The sequence below is a fragment of the Arenibacter troitsensis genome (genome assembly GCF_900177645.1).
Classification (GTDB): Bacteria; Bacteroidota; Bacteroidia; order Flavobacteriales; family Flavobacteriaceae; genus Arenibacter; species Arenibacter troitsensis.
Map to the genome: position 1 here is coordinate 1 of NZ_FXAO01000016.1, position 20,502 is coordinate 20,502.

14 protein-coding genes are annotated in these 20,502 nt (G+C 38.9%); 9 read left to right on the forward strand and 5 right to left on the reverse strand.

Annotation, left to right across the window (positions count from 1 at the left end; genetic code table 11):
- Positions 1-89: 89 nt before the first annotated feature.
- Entirely contained in the window at positions 90-1,652 is a 1,563-nt protein-coding gene (locus tag B9Y87_RS21275) for an IS1182 family transposase (RefSeq protein WP_085500967.1), read from the reverse strand.
- 234 nt (positions 1,653-1,886) lie between these two features.
- Here B9Y87_RS21275 and B9Y87_RS21280 point away from each other — a divergent pair, with 234 nt between their 5' ends.
- The 7 genes from B9Y87_RS21280 to B9Y87_RS21315 all read left to right on the forward strand — a co-directional run bounded on the left by B9Y87_RS21280 (position 1,887) and on the right by B9Y87_RS21315 (position 14,096).
- Positions 1,887-2,837 (forward strand): hypothetical protein, encoded by a 951-nt coding sequence (locus tag B9Y87_RS21280; RefSeq protein WP_085500968.1) that lies wholly within the window; start codon positions 1,887-1,889, stop codon positions 2,835-2,837.
- Positions 2,838-3,378: 541 nt separating this feature from the next.
- Complete coding sequence (locus B9Y87_RS21285; protein ID WP_139827308.1) at positions 3,379-3,879, forward strand: SH3 domain-containing protein; 501 nt, start codon at positions 3,379-3,381, stop codon at positions 3,877-3,879.
- A gap of 181 nt (positions 3,880-4,060) precedes the next feature.
- Positions 4,061-5,221 (forward strand): DUF3800 domain-containing protein, encoded by a 1,161-nt coding sequence (locus tag B9Y87_RS21290; protein ID WP_176225702.1) that lies wholly within the window; start codon positions 4,061-4,063, stop codon positions 5,219-5,221.
- Between the two features lie 651 nt (positions 5,222-5,872).
- The gene (locus B9Y87_RS21300) at positions 5,873-6,079 is read left to right on the forward strand and encodes a hypothetical protein (protein WP_085500972.1); all 207 of its coding nucleotides are present in this window, start codon (positions 5,873-5,875) and stop codon (positions 6,077-6,079) included.
- A gap of 701 nt (positions 6,080-6,780) precedes the next feature.
- On the forward strand, positions 6,781-9,810 hold the full coding sequence (locus B9Y87_RS21305) for a SusC/RagA family TonB-linked outer membrane protein (RefSeq protein WP_245808772.1): 3,030 nt from the start codon (positions 6,781-6,783) through the stop codon (positions 9,808-9,810).
- A 10-nt stretch (positions 9,811-9,820) separates the two neighbouring features.
- Positions 9,821-11,215: a RagB/SusD family nutrient uptake outer membrane protein gene (locus B9Y87_RS21310; protein WP_085500973.1), complete on the forward strand. Its 1,395-nt coding sequence runs from the start codon at positions 9,821-9,823 to the stop codon at positions 11,213-11,215.
- Positions 11,216-11,231: 16 nt separating this feature from the next.
- A complete protein-coding gene (locus tag B9Y87_RS21315) occupies positions 11,232-14,096 on the forward strand; it encodes a M16 family metallopeptidase (protein ID WP_176225703.1) in 2,865 nt (954 codons plus the stop codon).
- Positions 14,097-14,188: 92 nt separating this feature from the next.
- Here B9Y87_RS21315 and B9Y87_RS21320 read toward each other — a convergent pair whose 3' ends face one another.
- The 4 genes from B9Y87_RS21320 to B9Y87_RS21335 all read right to left on the reverse strand — a co-directional run bounded on the left by B9Y87_RS21320 (position 14,189) and on the right by B9Y87_RS21335 (position 16,604).
- Positions 14,189-14,494, reverse strand: a complete 306-nt coding sequence (locus B9Y87_RS21320; RefSeq protein WP_072861202.1) for a DUF6520 family protein — start codon at positions 14,492-14,494, stop codon at positions 14,189-14,191.
- 110 nt (positions 14,495-14,604) lie between these two features.
- A complete protein-coding gene (locus B9Y87_RS21325) occupies positions 14,605-15,087 on the reverse strand; it encodes a MauE/DoxX family redox-associated membrane protein (protein WP_085500975.1) in 483 nt (160 codons plus the stop codon).
- Between the two features lie 108 nt (positions 15,088-15,195).
- Complete coding sequence (locus B9Y87_RS21330; protein WP_085500976.1) at positions 15,196-16,149, reverse strand: helix-turn-helix domain-containing protein; 954 nt, start codon at positions 16,147-16,149, stop codon at positions 15,196-15,198.
- A 77-nt stretch (positions 16,150-16,226) separates the two neighbouring features.
- Positions 16,227-16,604, reverse strand: a complete 378-nt coding sequence (locus B9Y87_RS21335) for a DUF7793 family protein (RefSeq protein ID WP_085500977.1) — start codon at positions 16,602-16,604, stop codon at positions 16,227-16,229.
- A gap of 224 nt (positions 16,605-16,828) precedes the next feature.
- On the opposite strand from B9Y87_RS21335, the gene B9Y87_RS21340 reads away from it, so the two are divergent.
- Together B9Y87_RS21340 and B9Y87_RS21345 are read left to right on the forward strand one after the other, a co-directional pair.
- Positions 16,829-19,255, forward strand: a complete 2,427-nt coding sequence (locus B9Y87_RS21340; RefSeq protein WP_085500978.1) for an aminotransferase class I/II-fold pyridoxal phosphate-dependent enzyme — start codon at positions 16,829-16,831, stop codon at positions 19,253-19,255.
- 88 nt (positions 19,256-19,343) lie between these two features.
- The gene (locus tag B9Y87_RS21345) at positions 19,344-20,192 is read left to right on the forward strand and encodes an RteC domain-containing protein (RefSeq protein ID WP_085500979.1); all 849 of its coding nucleotides are present in this window, start codon (positions 19,344-19,346) and stop codon (positions 20,190-20,192) included.
- The last annotated feature ends 310 nt before the right edge of the window (positions 20,193-20,502 follow it).

The window sequence follows — 20,502 nt, forward strand, 5'->3', positions numbered from 1 at the left end:
CGGTAACCGTTGCACAAGCCTGTAAAATGTAAAATTACCAACTCAAATAAGCCGCTCTAAGCGGTTTTTCTTTTTTTGATCACCTGGTTTTAGACCAAATTCATACCCGTTAAAACGGATTTATCGACTGCTGTCGGTCTGTTTTTCAGAACAAAAAACAAGTCGATCATTCCTGCTCCGCTTTTTACTCGTTTTTGCGTGAATTTCAGATACTTTTTGAGGTTGTAGGCAATGGCGGAGAGCTGCATACACTTGTTTGCCTGTTTTAGTCCAATGGTATTTACCTTTCCAAGTCCCATAAACTGGGTCAAGGTTCCAAAGACAGGTTCTACGGTGCTTTGCCGTTTGCCTTTCATATACCTGCCCTGAGGGCTTTCTACCCTGGCGATGTTACGCTGGTATTCTGCTCGGTAATAAGTGACACTAAATTTCTTTTCCTGTGCGCTTTTGCCCAGACAACTACTGCGTATAGGACAATCAATACAAATGTGCTTACGGGCACGGTATTCCTTTTTTTGGGTTCCTGTTCTATAGTCATTAAACTCTTTAGTAAAAGGAATTACTTTTCCTTGTGGGCACAGGTAATGATCCTGATTTTCGACGTAGGTAAAATTGTCCGGGCCGCCTTTAAAAGTTCCGTGGGGAGGGATAAAACTCTTGAGTCCCTGACGTTCCAATAATGCATAGTTCTCTCCAGAACTATACCCGGTATCAGCTACACAATTCTCCCAAACCAAGCCTTGTTGCCACAAGCGTCGCTTTAATCTGGTTACTATATCGGGTAATTGTTGATTGTCCTTTCCATCAGCATGATACGCTCTAATATCAGTAATCACGTGATGACCGGTATCCACACTAAGCTGGCTCAGGTAATTAAGCTTTCTGGCCTTGCCAGGCTTGACACTGATGCGAGCATCAGGATCGGTAGGGCTGTAATGCGTTTTATTGCTAGTGTACTTACTCCCTTTGTTCCCTGCTCCGGGACGCTGATCCTGATCTTTGCTCCAACGCTTGTTGCGAGTAGTAATGGCCTGAAGTTCTTTTTTATTGGCGGTTATACTGCGCTGACCTTTATCTGACCTATCACCCTTACTCTTGCGAAAAGGCTGCTCTTTATCCATCGCACTGATGTGGCGCACCTTGCGAAGGTGAGATTCCAATTCTTCCTCAGGTACTTTAAGCTCCAAACTGTCCATAGAGGCATTGGCTTTTACAGGTGCACTATCAATAGCCTGAGTGTGCCCGCTGACCATTCCGACTTCCACACAAAGAGTAAACACTTTGGTAAAAACCGCTTCAAACACATCTTCAGGGAACAACTGCCGGGTACGGCTGATGGTGGAATGCCAAGGCAGCTCTTCCTCAATATCATAACCGATGAAATAAAGAACATCCAACCGCATACTGCAATGCTCGATAAGCTTGCGGTCACTGATGATGTTCTCCAAATATCCCACTAAACAGAGCTTGAAAAACACAACGGGATCGATACTCTTTTGACCACTGGAACCATAGAAGGATTTGGTCATCGGATAAAGAAAATCTAAAGCTATAGCACCTTTTAAGCGTCTATAAAAATTCTCTCTTGGTACTCGATCGCTTAATCGAAAATTATTGAAAAGCTTTTCTTGATAGGTCTTTTTTCCTTGCATACCATAAGTTACAAAATCGACCTATTTTTAATATTAAGCCAATATTAATTTTTCATAACTTGTGCAACAGGCACAACGTATATAAAAAATAGCGGTTTAGGTGCTTAAACGAAAGATAAATAATAAAATAAAGGTCATTTATAAACTGAAAATCTAGTGCGTAAAAATCCGCTACTTTTCATATACAAGACCGTTACCTGTAATTTTAAAAAAACAGATTCATAAGACCAAAATATGAGAACACTATCGACAGAAGAAAAGTCATTTGTGAAAGAATTAGTTAAAATTTCCGGAATCTCACACAACGTATTTCTTGCTAATGTAGTCGATAGAGAACTCAACAATACTGATGTTTATTTAGACTACTTCAACAAACAAGTGGAATATAGATTTGACCAAAATCTGTATAATCAAAACCAAAATCTGTTTACTGACTTTGCTCGCGAGTTTTCTTGGAGAATGATGCTATATATTAACCTATTGCGTGATTTGGAAAAAGAAGGAATGTTATTTATGTTCCAAGAAAGTCCAAATGTTAATAACTCAAGATTTGGCAGATTGATTAATGGAAACAGGTACATTTCGAGTAGAATAAATGACCAAGAAGCGATAAGCTCTTTACTTAAATACTCGAAAAAGACAATTCTAATCAATCAGTCTTTAATCGACTTTGAAAAGAATGACTTTAAAACTGAAGTCGACCTCAAGCACATTGAGTCTATTGAATATTCCAAGAAAAACCTAAAGCTAGCGGACGAGTCCCTGAAAAGTAGCTTAACGAGTTTAGATCTAGCTTCAAAGTCTTTAGAATCAGGAAATAAATCCTTAAGGTATAGTAGGTATACTTTGATTGCAACAATCTTAATTTTTGTCATAGGTACTGCAATAAATATTTTCATATCAAGTAAAAAGCAAGAGCCATTTACACTAAATGAAAAGCAGTTCAATTTGTTTAATAATTCACTTTTAAAATCGGGAGAAGAGCTAAATTCAACAAAAAGAAACCTTCAAAGTGTACAGTCACAGACAGACAGCATAATTCGATATACACGAGCCGAAACAGAAAACATTGAAAACCAAATTGAAAATTTCGTGGCTAGTAGCTCGTCTGACATAAGATCCATTAAAATTGAAATTCGAAAGATTCAAGAATCATTGGGCAAACTAAGTGATAAAATAGAATAAAAAACTACAGGTAACAATGTATCCTATGAAAAGCACTAATCAAGCTCCCTAAAGTTAATATTTTATTTTTTATCAGTTTATAATGTTGATTTTGGGGTGTATAATTTTGAGTGTCAATTTTCTGTAACTAGTCTGGCTGTACAAACTCAAACAACTTGGATATTATTCGTTATTTACTGTAGAGGTCTACACATGGCAATTCCTCTTGAATTTCATTCCTTCGACTCCCAAAAGGCTGATGTAGTAAAGTGAACAAAATTGTTTAAGAGTCTCATTATAATTTCGTAAGTATAAAAGTATTTACATTATATTAGCCCTACTTCCCCCAATGATACTAGGTTGACTCTGATAGGAGTAATGGAATGTTTCTAATTAACAAGCCTATGACAAATTACAATTAATTAAGGATGTAGAGAGAATAGCTGCTTGAATAAACTCAATACACGAGTATTGACCAAAGCATTAAATTATTATGTGGAAATTTACAGTTTTAATATGTTACTTTATATTTAGTACAGCTAGTTTTTCCCAAAGTAGTAAGTTGGCAGAATTAGAAGGGAAAAAGAAGTTAATTGAGCAAAAAATAAAAATTCTGCAGGATTCGTTGGATTTTTGCAACGTTGAACTAAACAAACTGAAATTTAACAAATCCAATATAACTTCCACGGAATCCGGAGAAATATATGTTTGTAAAGGATTAACTAAATTAATGGAGTCTCCAAAATTCACTTCTAACATCATAGACAATTTCGAAAAAAATGCAAGGCTTATTGTTGTTGGCCATTATGGAGATTATATGAAAGTTGAAATTGGAAACAAGACTGGATTTGTACACAGGATTTTCTTGGAAAAAGAAGTATTGAATACAAATGGGCCTGACCTAAGCACTTCAATAAAGTCAGTTTCGCCTTCTACTAACTATAACAGTACTACGAGAAAAACCTACAATTCTAGGACCTATTATAGAGGTCCAAGAGGTGGTTGTTATTATATTAATTCTAATGGAAATAAATCTTATGTAGACAGAAGCATGTGTAATTGATTTTCGATATTCATACTAGATCATTTCAAGAAAAAAATTAGAGACTAGTAGAATAAGCCCGGCCCAACACGCCTATGATAATTGATAAAAAGGGTAAAAAGCCCCTTAACTATTAACTAGGCCAACAAAAAGATTTACTAAATTAGAACTATAATTGAAAATGTAATCCGAAAATAAAATTTTGAGTAAAAAGATAGGATTCATAGATGAATTTGGCGATAAAAGTATACACTTTGAAAAGGTAGGTGTAACAACCTTTTTCATCGTTAGCGCAATTATAATTGATGAAGGATCAATTCAGCAAATTCGTGAAGAATTTAAAAAAATTGCAAGTAACTATACACAAGCACCAGAAATTAAATCTAACGCAAAGGCATTTAGAGATATTGATAAAAGAATAAATTTTCTAAAAGATATTTCAAATCTTGACTTTAGGATTTACAGTGTAATTGTAGATAAAAGAAAAATTTTCGAAAACAGCGGTTTACAGTTCAGAAATAGTTTCTTCAAATATGTAAATGGATTATTAGACCGCGAATTATATGATTATTATCCTTATTTAAAACTAGTAGCTGATAATCATGGTACGGATCAATTCATGGAAGGATTCATAAATTACGTTGAAAGTAATCACAATCAAACTGAGTTATTTAGAGGTCCAGAATTTCAGTTTTCAGATAGTAAGTCCGAACCCCTAATTCAGCTAGCAGATTTTATTACCGGAAGTATTGCAAAATGTTACGAACCAGAAAAGATAGAACAAAGAAGTCTTGAAATACCTAAGGTATTAAACCGCCATATTTTACACCTAAGAGAATGGCCAGAAAATCCTCCTAAATTATTACGTAAAATAGAAAATGAAGATGAAAATTATAATCAAGGACTAGTTGACTTTATATTTTTTAGAATTAATGAATATATTAATGCTAATCAAGAAAGCACAGAGATAGAAATAAAAAATCAATTGATTTGTCTGAACTATCTAATTTATAGATTCAAACTTGATCCTTTTGAATATATCTATTCCGATGAAATAATCGATAGGATTAAAATTAGAGATATTAATTTCAACAAAAGAGTCTTTAGTAGGGAAATAATTGGACAATTAAGGGATAGCAAAATTCTTATATTGAGTTCTCAAAGTGGTTATAAAATACCATGTTGCAAAGGTGATTTAATTAGATTCTTTAATAACTATAGTTCTCAAATCATGCCTATGATTGAAACTTTACGCAAAACAGACATTGTAATAAAAAGTGCCACTTCTGGTAATATAAATCTACTAGAAGAAAACAATTATGAATTATTAAAAGAAATAATTGAGGTGACGGCCAGTAGGTGACTACATATTGTAGCATTACCTTTTTAGAACATTTCTAATTACGCCCATTGCTATTTATAAATCTTGAAAAAAATTGCTATTAAATGATATTGTATATTTTAAATTGGAATGTTTACTCCATACTTAGATTCAAATTCTTTGAAAAGTTTTTGTAAGGAATACTGTTCGTGTCTACATATATTGTAAATAGTAGACAATGGTATGTCATATCCTTTAGGCTCTTTTAACTTAGAAATAGTCGATGAAGATAACCCACATAATTTGGCATATTGGTTCTGACTTATTTCGATACCAAGTTGATTTTTTGGTTTAATTAGGAATTTTTCAAATATAAACGAACACAAATACTTATTGACCAAAGCATTGGCCTTATTAATCTCATTTTTGTCCGTTTTATTTATCATAAAAAAGTATCACACCCAAATCAAATCAATAATTAAAAAATATCTGTTCGCTATAGCGAACGATTAATATATTTTACTATATTTGTCTCAGTAACATATGTTTGCGATTCTTCTTTGTTTGAATTAGTCTGGAAGCAGTCGCTTGGATTCCCGGTCTAAAAACTGGTAACTTGATGCACGGGATGATAAGCAAGATGCCCATGACCCGGGGCATGGGTTTTCTTATCACAGCGTACTAAACCAGTTCATGGATCTTAAAGAGGCATATAACCCTCTTTATCTGAGCGTTGTTTTATTTGGAAGTTTTGCAAGCAGTAACCAAAAGGCTAAAAGAGCTATGAAACACACCTTATGTAACTTAAATGGTAAAACGGCCACTGGGCAACTTACCGTTCTTTTGCAGCATACCGTGTACGACATTCTCTTTACCAAAAAGCCCAAGAACCCAATATAGGTTTGCACTGAACTGGTTTAAAAATCGTAAACCGGTTCATTTATTATGGGATTTGTGTTGTACCCATTATTCCGGAACTCGAAAATCCTTTTATCCCATAATCACGATCCACATATTTTTTGGCATCCGGCCAAATAACGACAAAGCAGCCTTATAACCTTAGGTTAGCCCATTGCCCGCTAGCTGTATTACCAATAGCTAATGGAGTAGGGTCAACTTTGCACAGATCCTAGATTTTGAGATGACGAAAATCTTATAAGTCCTGGTACTGAAAGTGTTTAATTTTTTACATCAGCTGGCGTAGCCAAGATTCCTTATCCGCGGAATAGTTAGCGAAAGCTCCGGAGCAGGAGCGAATTAATGAGCGACGCGGAGTTGCGCTTACGGTTTTTCGACCTAGTTGTCGAAAAAATTCATCGGAGAAGGCGCCTTTTTCTTTGTTTCGTTTCTTTTGGGCGAGCAAAAGAAATGAAAAATGAAAGTAGATATGGAAATAATACACAAATCATCAATGAACCTCTAAAATCAACGGATCAAAGGTTAAACACTACGATATTCTAAAGAATAATAATGTTCAATCAATAAAATCCATTGCCTATGACATAGAACATATACAAAAATAGCCTCCCAAACCCTGTTTGACCGACAAGTTTGGAAGGCCTGTACTAAATAAAACTAAGTTTCATCTAATCTTCAAAATTATGAAAAATAATCTTGAGTATAAGGGCATGCTACATATTTGCCTGCTAATTATCTGCTTTTTAGTCCCCCCACCATACTTTGCCCATTTCCCCCATGGGCATTGTTTTAAGACTTCACCCAACCTACTGCTGCCACAACAGCAACAAATTTCCGGTACCGTTACCGATGACTACGGCCCCATGCCCGGGGTACATGTACTTATTAAAGGTACCAATACGGGTACCTTTACCAACCTCCAAGGGGAGTACTTTCTTTTGGTAAACAATACCGATATCCTGGTCTTTTCCTATCTGGGCTACCACAACAGGGAACTTCCCGTTTTGGGTAGGACCACCCTGGACGTACAGATGGAGTCCGAGGTCACCGAGCTTCAAGAGGTAGAGGTCAATGCCGGTTACTATTCGGTAAAGGAAAAGGAACGCACCGGGAGCATCAGTAGGGTCACGGCCAAGGAAATTGAGCCGCAACCCATTGTAAGTCCGTTAGAGGCCCTGCAGGGCCGCATGGCGGGGGTGGAAGTGGAGCAGGGGGTAGGTATTACCGGCCTGGCACCTACCATACGCATACGGGGCACCAATAGTCTAAGAAATGATGGTAATTATCCACTTTATATAGTGGATGGAATCCCCCTTAATTCCACACCCTTACAAAGTGGTGGTTCGCTGACCGTTTCCACAGGAATAGATCCCTTGAATACCTTGAACCATGCCAATATAGAAAGCATAGAGGTACTTAAGGATGCCGATGCCACCGCCATCTATGGTTCGCGAGGGGCCAACGGGGTAATACTGATCTCTACGAAAAAAGGATATGACAAGCAGGGTGAGACCTCCTTGGACCTTAGTCTTTATTCCGGAATATCCGAGGTGTCCAACAAGGTTAAACTTTTGAACACTGAGGAATATCTCGCCATTAGAAGAAAGGCCATAGAAAATGATGGTTTTACGCAGGAGGATGTATACGCGCCCGAACTCACGTTATGGGACCAAAACCGTTATACGGATTGGCAGGAAACACTTTTTGGCGGTACTGCTTCAATGACAGATGTGAATATGGCGGTTTCAGGGGGCAATGGTTATACCTCGTACCGTTTTGGGGGCTCATTCCGCGCCCAAGGTTCCGTTTTTCCAGAGGATTTTGACTATAAGAGGACCACGGCCAATATAAACCTTAACCATAGATCTAAAGATAACAGGTTTAAATTGGATTTTTCCGCCAATTATGGGGTAGATAAAAATCGCATTTTCAATGGTTCCAATTTTATAAACTATGCTCTTACCGCACCCCCTAATGCACCCCCGATCTATAAGGGAGATGGCAGTCTCAATTGGGAGAATTGGGTGGTGGACAATCCCTTGGCGGTCTTGGAACAGCCCCAGGACATAAGGGCAAATAATCTGCTTGCCAATATGGCCCTCTCCTATACCATTATACAGGGATTGGACCTCAAGGTCAATCTTGGATATTCCAAACTGGACAGTGAGGATATGATAAGATATTACAGGGAACGTTACAACCCTGCAAGATGGGATAAAATAGATTTGGGAACGGCCCAAAGTGCTACCAATAGGCTATCATGGATCGTGGAACCACAATTAATGTACCAACGGCATTGGGGCAAATTGGGCATGGATGCCCTTATAGGATCCACCTTCCAGGACAATCGGAACAGTTATCTGAATGTTTCGAGCACGGGCTATGCCAACAAAAGCTTAATGGGCAATTTGAGCGCGGCCAACGAGGTCAGGGTTTTGGGCGATGATAATACGGAGTATAGGTACGGGGCACTATTTGGGCGTTTGGGCCTGAATTGGGCCGGGAAGTATTTTCTGAACCTTACGGGCAGGAGGGACGGGTCCTCTAGATTTGGTCCAGATCGGCGATTCTCGAACTTCTGGGCATTGGGAGGGGCCTGGATATTCCGCGAAAAGAGGGGTGTTCAAGAAAATGTTCCTTTCTGGAGTTTTGGAAAGCTTAGGGGAAGTTATGGGACTACCGGGAGCGACCAGATCCCGGACTACGGATTTTTGGATGCCTATGAGGCCACGGATGGGGTAGGCGGGCTGTACCCTACCCAGTTGTACAATCCCGACTACTCCTGGGAAGTGAACAAAAAACTGGAGGCTTCGCTACAGTTAGGCTTTATAAACGACCGCATAAATCTGGAATTGAACTGGTATAGAAATCGTTCTTCCAATCAATTGGTAGGCTTTCCATTGCCATTCATTACGGGATTCGGATCGGTTCAGGCCAACCTTCCGGCACTGGTTCAGAACTCCGGTTGGGAGGTGCAAACGGAAACCGTCAACATTAGGACCAAAAACTTCTCATGGCGTACCTCCATCAATGTAACCTTCCCGGACAATAAGCTTTTAGAATTCGATAATATTGGGCAGACTTCCTATGACAATCAATATAAGGTAGGTTATCCATTGAACATTTCAATGGTCTATCAATATGACGGCATCGATCCCGAAACCGGTCTGTACCGGGTGGTGGACATCAACGAAGATGGAAGGTACAATAGCGAGGATAGGCAAGTAATAATAAACAGGGGAAGGAGGTATTATGGCGGTCTTGGCAATCATTTACAGTATAAGGGTCTCTCCTTGCAGTTCCTATTCGAGTACATTGACCAGGACAATTTAAGAAATGTATTTGGAGCTCCTTCACCTGGTCGTTACGGAAACGGACCAGTGGATTTTTTGAACACCTGGCAGGAGCCTGGCGATAATGCACATATCCAGAAATTATCCCAGTCAAGTGCTGCCCGTACGGCCTTTAGTAGGGCCGCCAGTAGTTCTTATGGAATGGAGGACGCCGCATTTTTACGATTAAAGAACGTGTCCCTATCCTATAATTTGCCCAAAGCGGTACTGCAACAAATTAAAATAAGTGCAATGAGTGTGTATGTCCGGGCACAGAACCTCCTGACCATTACCCCTTATCAGGGATTGGACCCGCAGGGGGGAAGAAGTAGCGTACCCCCGTTAAGAACCATTACATGTGGTATTCAATTAAACCTATAAAATCAAGAACATGAAAAATATATGGTATACCCTTTTGATAGGTATCTGTTTTGCACAAACTTCCTGTGAGGATTTTGTGGAGGTGGATGTACCTGATAACAAAATAGTAAGCGAAACGGTGTTCGGAAGCGATGAAACCGCCAATAGTGCGGTCACAGGTATCTATAACGAACTTTTTAAAGCGGATTTTTCCAATGGCGGACTACGTTCCGTTTCCCTTTTGGGCGGACTCTCAGCGGACGAATTTTGGACTACGGCGTTGAACGATGAACTGTTAGAATTCGGCGAAAACGAAATAATGGCCGAAAACTCGTATAACTTGCCACTGTGGTCCAGTGCCTACAATATTATCTATATGTGCAATGCCGTAATGGACGGCCTCGAAAGATATGATGGGGTTTCATCTACAATGAAGCTAAGGTTGTTGGGGGAAACGGCATTTGTTAGGGCATTTGTCTATTTCTACCTGGTGAATCTTTATGGGGAATTGCCCCTGATCCTATCCCCGGATTACAGAACAAATGCCTTGGCCTCCCGTTCGGATGCCCAAGTAATCTATGAATCCATAATCTCCGATCTGGAAACGGCCATAAGCAATCTAGGGGATTCCTTTTTGGACGGCCAAAGAATTCGTCCCAATAAGTATACTGCGTTGGCCTTGCTGGCACGGGTATACCTGTACCGGGAAAATTGGGAAAAAGCAGAAGCGGCGAGTACCCAAGTTATTGGGAACATCTCAAATTTTGATCTCCTCAATAATCTGGATGAAGTTTTTTTGGCCAATAGCAAGGAGGCCATTTGGCAGATAACCCCCGCCGGGAGAAGTCTCAGTTATACTACCAATGAGGGCCGTATCCTGATCTTGACAAGTCCTCCCCCCGATTCCCAAAAACCGGTTGCATTGACCAAAGATCTGATAGGGTCCTATGCCGATGTGGACATTAGGCGGGAACATTGGATAGGGAAATTGGACACTGAAGATGAAGTGTACCACTATCCGTTCAAGTACAAAGTAAATAGCGCTGATGAAATAACGGAATACTCCATGGTACTGAGATTGGCAGAACAATATCTGATAAGGGCCGAGGCACGCGCTCAGTTGGGTAAAATACCCGAGGCCATAAGTGACTTGGATAAAATAAGGATACGCGCCAATCTTGGACAGCTCTCGGTAATTGCACCTGGAATTAATAGGTCCGCTTTATTGGATTCCATTCACTTGGAGCGCCGCAGGGAATTGTTTACCGAATGGGGCCATCGATGGCTAGACCTTAAACGAACCGAAAGGGCATCGGATGTTTTGGGAAGTATAAAAACATCCTGGCAGCCTTCAGATGGGCTATACCCAATACCTGAAAGCGAAATAGACAAAAACCCAAACTTGGAACAAAACGATGGTTACTAATCTTTACGAAGTTACAATGAATAATCATAGAATGGGAAAGGGCATTTTAATGCTAGTGATCAATATTTTCTTTTGGAGTACAGTTACTATGTATTCCAAGACCTTTAAGGATACGCTGCCCCTTGATCCCAGTATACGGCACGGGAAACTTTCCAATGGCCTTACCTATTATATAAAACCCACAGGTGATGGCAGCTCTGAAATGTCCCTGCGCCTTGTGGTAAAGGCCGGTTCGGCGGTCCAGGATGCGGACCAATATGAACTGGACCATGTTATGGAACATCTCGCATTCAAGGCAGGGAAACATATGACAATGGCCAAAGCCAATGAATTGGGGTTCCGGTCTGGTGAAATCAATGGCAATTCCCCTTTTGATTTTACACAATATTATTTTAGTTCCGTAGACACTAAGGAGAAACTAAAAATTGCATTTCAGCTTTTCCATGATATTATCTGGGATTTGGACCTCAAAAAAGAATATATTGATAGTGAGCGTTCGGTAATCCTCAATGAAAAAGGGATACGAGGTGGATTCGGTGCCAAATCCATTTTGACCGATCTGGAAAGTACGATGATGGGCAGGGGGGCCGATAGACCTGCCGATTTTGTCCAATTTATAAATACCTTTCCCTACGATGCTCTAAGGAGGTATTATGATGATTGGTACCGTCCAGAATTAATGGCCCTTGTCGTTGTAGGCGATATAGTAGATGTAGATGCCCTGGAAAAAGAAATAAAGGACAAGTTCTCCAGGGCCAAACCCCTTAAAAATCCCCGTTCCCCGATCAGGGCATTCGGGGCTTATAGAAATTCCCCTCCCCAATTTATGAATAGGGAGCATCGCTTGACTACAAAGGAATCCAAAAGACAAGCGGTAAATATGCGTATTTATATGCGCCAAAGGGAAGATCTGGGTAAAAATGGGCTGGAATTATTGAAACAGGAACAAAAAGGACACCTTTTAATCGACATTTTGAACAATAGGTTAAAGGAGAAACAGGATTATTACGTCAGCCCTTATACCGTGTCCCCTTATATGGCCCTACCATCTTCCCTAGGCATTAAATTACATATTACCATGGAAGAAGGTACTTTAGAAGGGACACTGTCCAAAACGATCCAGCTTTTGAAGGAAGTAAGGACCAATGGCTTTTCGGAACCCGAATTTACAAGATTCAAGAAAGAATACTTGGAGTCTTTGTCCAAAGCTGATACTATGAAACAAATGTTTTGGGAAGATAATATTGTGGATCATTTTGTTTATGATAAAATATTGCCCGCAAATAGAATGGCCCTTTTAAAAAATATGATGGACGGCCTAACATTGGACGAACTGAACGTTTTTGTGAGGCAATATATCAAAACAGATCCTCAAGAACTGGATATTATTATGCTGTCACCATCCGGGCACAGGGCCTTGTCCTATACTGAAAAGCAAATAAGGGGATGGATTTCTGAAGCCAATAATTTGCCCATTACCAAATATAGTCCTCCAAAGATACCCAAGGAGTTGATGGAAGCATCTTTCATAAAGACCCTAAAGCCAAGTACTCTTCAGAAAAATAAAGTGGACATTCCCGGAGCCTCGGAATACACATTGGGCAATGGGATAAAAGTAGTATTAAAACCATTTGATGCCGTACTTGTACCACGGGAACGAAATAAACTGAGTTTTCACGGTTTTTCTTCCAAGGGCCTAAGCTGCTATTCCGGAAGTGACTATTTTTCAGCAATGAACGCAGCGGACATTGTCTACAATTCGGGAGTAGGTGGAATGGATAGGTTTGAGTTGAAAAGATATTTTGCCAAAAACGGATACAACGCTCAGGTAGCGCCCTATATAGGGTATGATGAAGCTGGAATAAGGGGAAGTACGTCCGGAAAGGATCTGGAAACGGCGTTTCAATTGGTTTATTTGTATTTCACGGAGCCCAACAAGGATAGTCTGGCTTTTGAGGATTGGAAGCTTAGGACTCGGTCATCCCATGCATTGCATTCCATCAATTCCGAAGATTTCAAGAATTTCATTAAACTGAAGTTGGGAGACAGTACCTTTTTGCCCAAAGGCACCAAGGCTTTGGAGGGGGTGCCAAATACCAACTTGGACCGTGCATATGGGATATACAGGACCCTTTTTGCCAATGCCAAGAATTTCACTTTTATTTTTACAGGGGATTTTCCCGAAGAAGAAGTATTGTCCCTTTGCCGGAAGTATTTGGGGAATTTACCTACAGCGAATGTGCAGCCAAAAAGTGAAATTCCTAAAAATACAAAGAAGTTCAAATTGCCAAAACCCCAAGAAAAAGTTGTGGTGGCCAGGGAATTTGACCGAGAAGTTAAGGTGCAATTGGAATATATTTCAAATTTGACGGAAAGAGATTTGGATTGGAAACAAGATCTAAAATTAAAACTCTTACAGTCCATGATGAACTTTTCAATAATGCAGGAAATGCGATTTAATTCCATTGAAAATGAGGGCATTTATACAATAAAAGTAGTGTGTAATTTTGATAAGGACCGTTTGTTCAATGAGGTCTATGTAGAATTTGGGGCCAGTCCGGAAGATGTAGAACAATTGATAAAGGCGGCCAAACAATTTATGCGATCGTTTAAAAATAATGGCGCAGATGTGGAATTATTGGAAAGGTTTAAGTTGGAAAGAGTGGATTATCTGGAAAGGAAAAAATACCATAGAGGCGAAACATCAAAAATGATATACGATTATTACAAGTATGGAACCTCATGGCCCCGGGGTGGTTTAGAACAGCGGCAAGCATATATAAGAAGCATTTCACCAAGGGATATCGAAATCTTGGCAAAAAGACTGTTAAAGGGCAACCCACTTGAGTTTAAAATGCTCCCCGCCAAGAGGATGCATTAATATGGTATTTTGAAGAAAGAAAGAAAGAAAGAAAGAAAGAAAGAAAGGGGGCATTCAATGCGCCCCCCTTCCCTTTAATCTGGATTATAAAATCAGTCAGGATCCGGTGCCGATCCATTTAATTCTATAATCTGACCATCACCCTCGGTTGGCTTAGAAGTATCCTTTTCGTCATAAACCCTATATTCGGTTCCTGGTTCTTCGGAAAATTCTACTGTACAATCGGAATTATCCGGGTTGCACAAGACATCAATAGTTGCCCATCCGTTGGGTGCTTGTACCAAGATGTACTTGGTGTCATAGATATCCTTGTCTGCTGATTTGTTCGCAAATGCAAACGACAGTGCAATGGCAAAAACAAATGCCAACATCGGTAAAATCAATTTTAACTTTTTCATGATAATATAATTTTAATTAATAGTAAGTGCCTACTCTTTTGTACAGGTTTTCGGTCTTCCCCCTGCTCTTGCTGCGCAACAAAATATCTTCATTATTTTACATTTAATGTTTAGACCCCATGGCCATCTAAGGGCTTTGATGGATCTTGTCCCATGGATTTTTTTTTATGTTTGAGGGAGTACCATATGGCCAGTAGGGCCAACAGGAGCAATATCACATTGAGCACCAAATGCTGTTCCCAGGACAGTAGCGAGATAACGCCCCCACACGAACAGGGCCTATAGGGAGCAAAAAATACAATGGCCAGGGTGTAGCCGGTAAATAGGAGCATCAGGACTGCGGCCCCGTAAAGACCTATCAATCTGGTTTTTTTCCAAAGCAATAATAGGGCAACAGCCAATTCGGATAGCGGTACGGTCCAAGAAGCCAAAGAAGCCATGGCCTTGCCCCCAAGCAATGGGGAGTTTCTGATGTTATCATAGAACAGATGCCCTTCCAAGAGTTTGGTGATTCCGGCATAAGCAAAGAGGGTAATGAATAACAAACAGATGACCTCGACAATTGTCTCCCTATGCTTTTGATACCATTTCATATCATTTGAATCGTTTTGATATTGAATGGTATAAAATTAAGCTGGTTGATTTATCTGTCTGGGATAATAACTGTTCTGAAAAGGATTAGTTTTAAGTAAGTAACGCGGTCAAGAGTTAGCTCTAAGGTCTCGAGGAGTATAGCCATACCTGGCCTTGAACTCCCGTGAGAAGTGGGTAGCGTTCTTAAATCCGTTTTGCCGAGCTATGCGCTTAAAGGGTTCATTGGAACTTTTTACCAAAACATGTGCATTTCTAAGCCGCTCATTTTTTAGAAACTGAAACACTGTCATACCAAACAACTCCTTAAAACCTTTCTTTAATTTATATTCATTGGTTCCAAATTCATGGGCCAACTCCTGAAGGGATGGTGCATTCTTATCTAGATTATTCTTGAGAAAGTTTCCTATGGCCCTAAAAGTTTCCAAATCGGATATATTTAAAAAAGACTTTTCTTCTACAGGATGTTTGAGCTTAGTAAGTCGTATTTGTTTTAATATTTTAGATTGCAGTTTTCTTTCGTACAGCTTGGTGTTTTTAATAATATCCGATGATATTAGCATATACCTAACAATGGAGTTTTCCACTTGGGGAAGGTCAACCATCTTACAATATGCAGGAAGTTGCAAATTCGTTTTGGTCTTAAATACCAGTCGCATTTCACTTTCAAAATCATGGTCATTACCTAATGATTTTGTCAAATCGACCCATTTTAGGATCGATTTTTTTTCAAATAAATTAACCATAGGTTGATCTAGTAGCTCACTATTTTCCCAGTGTAATAATTTAGTGACATCTTGATTTATATAAGTTATCTTAAAGGTTTCATCCAAGAAAAAAATCATTTGCACCATATGCATATACGAGTCGTGCATATTAACATACCCTTGATGCAAGAAGGAATCCTTTATTTCTTCTGCAACAATATTCACCATTGCAGAAAGTGCCTCCAGCTCGTCCCGCTTATCCGATCGTTCCAGGCGATAGGAGAAATTACCCCTTGATAATTCGATCAACAGTTGAAAAACTTTGTTAAGCCTGCCATTGTACGTTATATTTTCCATGAATATATGGGCTATGGTCCTTAATTACCCTTTTATACTTATTAATTATGGATTCAATTATAATTTAGTACGTTCATTCATTTGATAAATTCGGAAAGAAATTCAATTCCTTCCAACTCATTGCTTACCACCTTAGTGGGTATAGGGGGCATATTGGCCAATAGGTATAGGTCGGTCAAAATTTGGGACAAGGGATTATCTGAAATAAAGGCCACAGCTTTTGTGAGTGACGAGCCTTCAGTTGCCAAATATCTTCTGGCATCTTTACTTATATCTATTATTCCTCGAATATCACAGAGTATGGGATAGGCCTTACCATTCTGAAGTTGTAATCGATCAGACACTATTTCCATGGCACCGGCCAGTTGAATAGTTAAATTTTGCTTGTAAATAAATCGGACAACTCCATTATCTATATAATACTCAGCATATTCATTTTCGAAACTATTTTTCATGGTAACTATTCAAAAATGCCATTCAAAGTAATAATTTTTATACAAATTTTGTAGGATTATCGATAAAATGCTTTAGAACTTATCTGTAAGGGATTATTAATGTTCTATAAAGGATTTATTCGTTAACAAGACCACCTAAAGAAGTTTTACACTGTTGATTTTGTGTACTTTATATATCTAAAATTAATAATAGGAATATTGCAGCGTACATAAACCAAGTTAAAATGGCAAAGATAAAACCCAATAATTTTCTTGATACCGTGGATAGCGTATTCAATGATGCCAAACGACAGGGCATATTACACCTTTATGCAGAAGGTGACCAGTTTACCGGTAGGCATATCAAGGTAGGACAAAAGGATATGTTCCATTTCGGAACTACCGGATACTTAGGTTTGGAACAAGACTCAAGGTTGAAAAAAGCCGCAGTGGATGCCATTAATAGATATGGAACACAATTTCCACTTTCTAAAACCTATATCTCACACCCGTTGTACAAGACCTTGGAGGAAAAGGTTACAGAAATGTACTCCAATCCTGTAATAATTACTAAAAACAGCACCTTAGGCCATATCGGTGTCATTCCGAGCGCAGTTGACGATCAAGATGCTATAATTCTAGATCATCAAGTGCATTGGAGCGTTCAAAGCGCCGCCAAACTTCTAAAATCCAGGAGCATTCCAATTGATATGATCAGGCATAATAATCTTGAAATGCTGGAAGATAGGATTAGAAAACTTTCTTCCAAACGTAAGAAAATATGGTATATGGCAGACGGAGTCTATTCTATGTTTGGCGATGTTTCACCAGTAATGGAACTCATGGGGCTATGTAATAAATATCCCCAACTACACCTTTATTTTGATGATGTTCATGGAATGAGCTGGATCGGTAAGAACGGCACCGGTTATGTGCTCGATAATTTAAAAGAACTTCCCGAACAGGTCTTGCTTTTTGGAACTTTAAGCAAAACTTTTGGGGCAAGCGGTTCGTTACTTACATGTTCCAATCGCAAAATGTACGCGAAAATTAAAAATTTTGGTGGACCCTTGACATTTTCTGCCCAATTGGAACCGGCCTCAGTCGCTGCCGCGATTGCTTCCGCAGATATACATTTGACTCCCGAAATATATTCATTACAGACCGATCTTATGGAACGTGTTAAGTACTTTAACACGCTTCTTTCAGAATCGGGCCTACCCCTTGTTGAACAGAACAATTCACCCGTATTCTACATTGGTACAGGGATGCCTGTCACCGGCTATAATTTTGTAAACCGAATGATGAAAGAGGGCTATTTTGTCAATTTAGGATTGTTCCCAGCCGTACCAGTGAAGAATACCGGTGTGCGAATAACTATTTCTCGGCACAATCAGAAGGAAGAGATCAAAGGTTTGGTGGAAGCCATGCAATATCATTATCCGCGTGCATTGGAAGCAACTTACACCAATGATGCTAAGGTAAGATCAGCTTTTAAACTTCCCATAAACGAAACAGAAAAAACGAATAATAAACCAAAAATTAAGCTTAATATTCAATTTGCCAAAAGCATTTCCAAGATACCTAAAAATGACTGGGATACCTTGTTAGGTGGTAATGGCATTTTCGATTGGGAGGGACTTCACTTTTTGGAATCGGTTTTTTCAAAGAACAAGAAGAAAGAAGAAAATTGGAAATTTCATTATTACATTGTTCGAGACCTCATGGACAAACCCATATTGGCCACCTTTTTTACCTACTCCCTATGGAAGGATGATATGTTGGCTTCCGAATCGGTCTCAAAGAAGGTGGAGGAAATAAGACAGCAGGACCCCTATTACTTGACTTCCTATGTACTTGGGATGGGTTCCCTGTTCACTGAAGGCAGTCACTTATATTTAGACACCTCTCATCCACTTTGGCATGAAGCATTACACAGCCTGTTGGATCAACTGGAAAAATTGGATAGTAAATTGAATTCTAAAATGGTGGTGTTCAGGGATTTTATCAAAGATGAAAAGCTCCATGAGTTTTTCCATAATCTTGGATTTATTCAAGTCTCAATGCCGGATTCCAGCAGAATATCAAACTTTATATGGAAAGACAGTCCAAGCTACATATCAAATCTATCCAAGCGATCACGAAGTCACTTTAGAAAGGATATTGAGCCTTATGAAGCAAGATTTAAAATAGAGATAAAAAATACAATTGAACCCCGTGAATACGATCTTTTTTTTAAGCTGTTGGAAAACGTTAGACAAAACAACCTTGGTTTAAACACTTTCCCATTTCCAAAAAAAATATTCAAATATATGAGCGACCACCAAAATTGGGAATTCATTATTCTTAAGCTAAGGTCCGGTTATTCCAAGGATGCCAGGGAACCAGTAGTAGGTGTAATGTTTTGCTATAAAAATATTGCAAGGGCCTATATTCCATCCTTTATTGGAATGGATTATGAGTATGCAAAAGTTCATCAAGTATATCGTCAACTGTTGTACCAAACCATAAAGAGGGCAGGGGAGTTGGGATATAGAGAGATTCTATTTGGAATGACCGCAGCCTTCGAAAAAAGAAAGCTAGGAGCAGTAACAATATCACAGATTTCCTATATACAGTCCAAGGACAATTACAACCTTGAATTGGTTGGGATACTTGAAAACAGTGGTTAAATTAAATAAAACGCCCCACAAAATTATTAAATCCAGAACTGAATCTTCTGAATTGCTATTCACCAACATACCATAAAAAGTTAGTAGGATGGATAACCGATTCAAACACATTATTGATGGCTATTTTCAAAAACTAGAGGAAATTATACCAAGTAAAAGGATTGATCTAAAAAAAAGCAATGAAGGAATTCATCTAAGCAATAATGCCCTTTATTTGTTGAAAAAAATAGTGGAAAAGAATGGCTTTAAGTCCATTGAGGAAGAAATATACTTCTTTAAAAAAGTAAAGTCGGAACCGCTAAGCCATCTGGTTTATTTTAGCGAAGTCCGATCATGTGAGCTATTGATGCCCAAGATTGGCCTTGGAAATCAATTGAACTTCTTGGAGAAGAAAATTAAACGAATCAACAAGTTCTTCAATAGAAATTGGGATTTTGTCCATTACATGGAACAAGAACTCACATACTTGGATATTCAGTACTTTACACGATCCAATCAAGTATTTCCTCTCTATTCCCTACCTGAATCATGTTATTTGGATCCTAAGTTCTTTACTTCACATGATATGCTCTGGGCAAGGATAAAGGGAATGAACAAATTCGTCATTTACCTTCAGGAGCGAATAAATCAATTAAAATTACATAAGCACAAAGCCTTACTACAGCTAGGAAAACCTAAAAGAACTTTGGTTTGGAGTGCCTCAAAGGCGGCCTTAACTGAGTTGATATATGCACTTTATTCCAGTTCCGCGGTTAACCATGGCAAGGAGGATATAAAAGGTATTGCAACGGCATTTGAAGATTTGTTCAATATCCGATTGGACAACATATATAAAACCTACGCGGAGATAAAAAGTAGAAAGGATAGTAAAACAAGGTTTTTGGAAGAGCTAATTATACGCTTCAATAACAAAATTCATGAGGATGATAGTTTATAAAGAAAATCAAAGCTCAAAATATCCAACCCCGTTATATCCATTGGACCAATTTTAGACCATATTCAGGATTGCATAAGCAATCATATATAGTAAACTACCTGGGGGAATTCGTAGGAAACGAACTTTAAATTTCGAGGCAAGCCTCGGGGTATTATATCCTTTGGCGGTGCCAATAAAAAAGAGGACGCACCCCTACGTCCTCTTTGAAATTGTAAAAATAGATTTGCTTAATAACCTATTTTGCAAGTCTTAACTTATGTTTACCAAATATAGCTATTACGTACTCCAAAAAGTTCTTTTTTAATACTAA

What these genes read in the sequence shown, in the direction of transcription:
- B9Y87_RS21275 (WP_085500967.1), bottom strand. Translation starts at nt 1,652, where the DNA reads ATGCAAGGAAAAAAGACCTATCAAGAAAAGCTTTTCAATAATTTTCGA.
- B9Y87_RS21330 (WP_085500976.1), bottom strand. Translation starts at nt 16,149, where the DNA reads ATGGAAAATATAACGTACAATGGCAGGCTTAACAAAGTTTTTCAACTG.
- B9Y87_RS21325 (WP_085500975.1), bottom strand. Translation starts at nt 15,087, where the DNA reads ATGAAATGGTATCAAAAGCATAGGGAGACAATTGTCGAGGTCATCTGT.
- B9Y87_RS21300 (WP_085500972.1), top strand. Translation starts at nt 5,873, where the DNA reads ATGGATCTTAAAGAGGCATATAACCCTCTTTATCTGAGCGTTGTTTTA.
- B9Y87_RS21305 (WP_245808772.1), top strand. Translation starts at nt 6,781, where the DNA reads ATGAAAAATAATCTTGAGTATAAGGGCATGCTACATATTTGCCTGCTA.
- B9Y87_RS21315 (WP_176225703.1), top strand. Translation starts at nt 11,232, where the DNA reads ATGAATAATCATAGAATGGGAAAGGGCATTTTAATGCTAGTGATCAAT.
- B9Y87_RS21280 (WP_085500968.1), top strand. Translation starts at nt 1,887, where the DNA reads ATGAGAACACTATCGACAGAAGAAAAGTCATTTGTGAAAGAATTAGTT.
- B9Y87_RS21320 (WP_072861202.1), bottom strand. Translation starts at nt 14,494, where the DNA reads ATGAAAAAGTTAAAATTGATTTTACCGATGTTGGCATTTGTTTTTGCC.
- B9Y87_RS21340 (WP_085500978.1), top strand. Translation starts at nt 16,829, where the DNA reads ATGGCAAAGATAAAACCCAATAATTTTCTTGATACCGTGGATAGCGTA.
- B9Y87_RS21335 (WP_085500977.1), bottom strand. Translation starts at nt 16,604, where the DNA reads ATGAAAAATAGTTTCGAAAATGAATATGCTGAGTATTATATAGATAAT.
- B9Y87_RS21310 (WP_085500973.1), top strand. Translation starts at nt 9,821, where the DNA reads ATGAAAAATATATGGTATACCCTTTTGATAGGTATCTGTTTTGCACAA.
- B9Y87_RS21345 (WP_085500979.1), top strand. Translation starts at nt 19,344, where the DNA reads ATGGATAACCGATTCAAACACATTATTGATGGCTATTTTCAAAAACTA.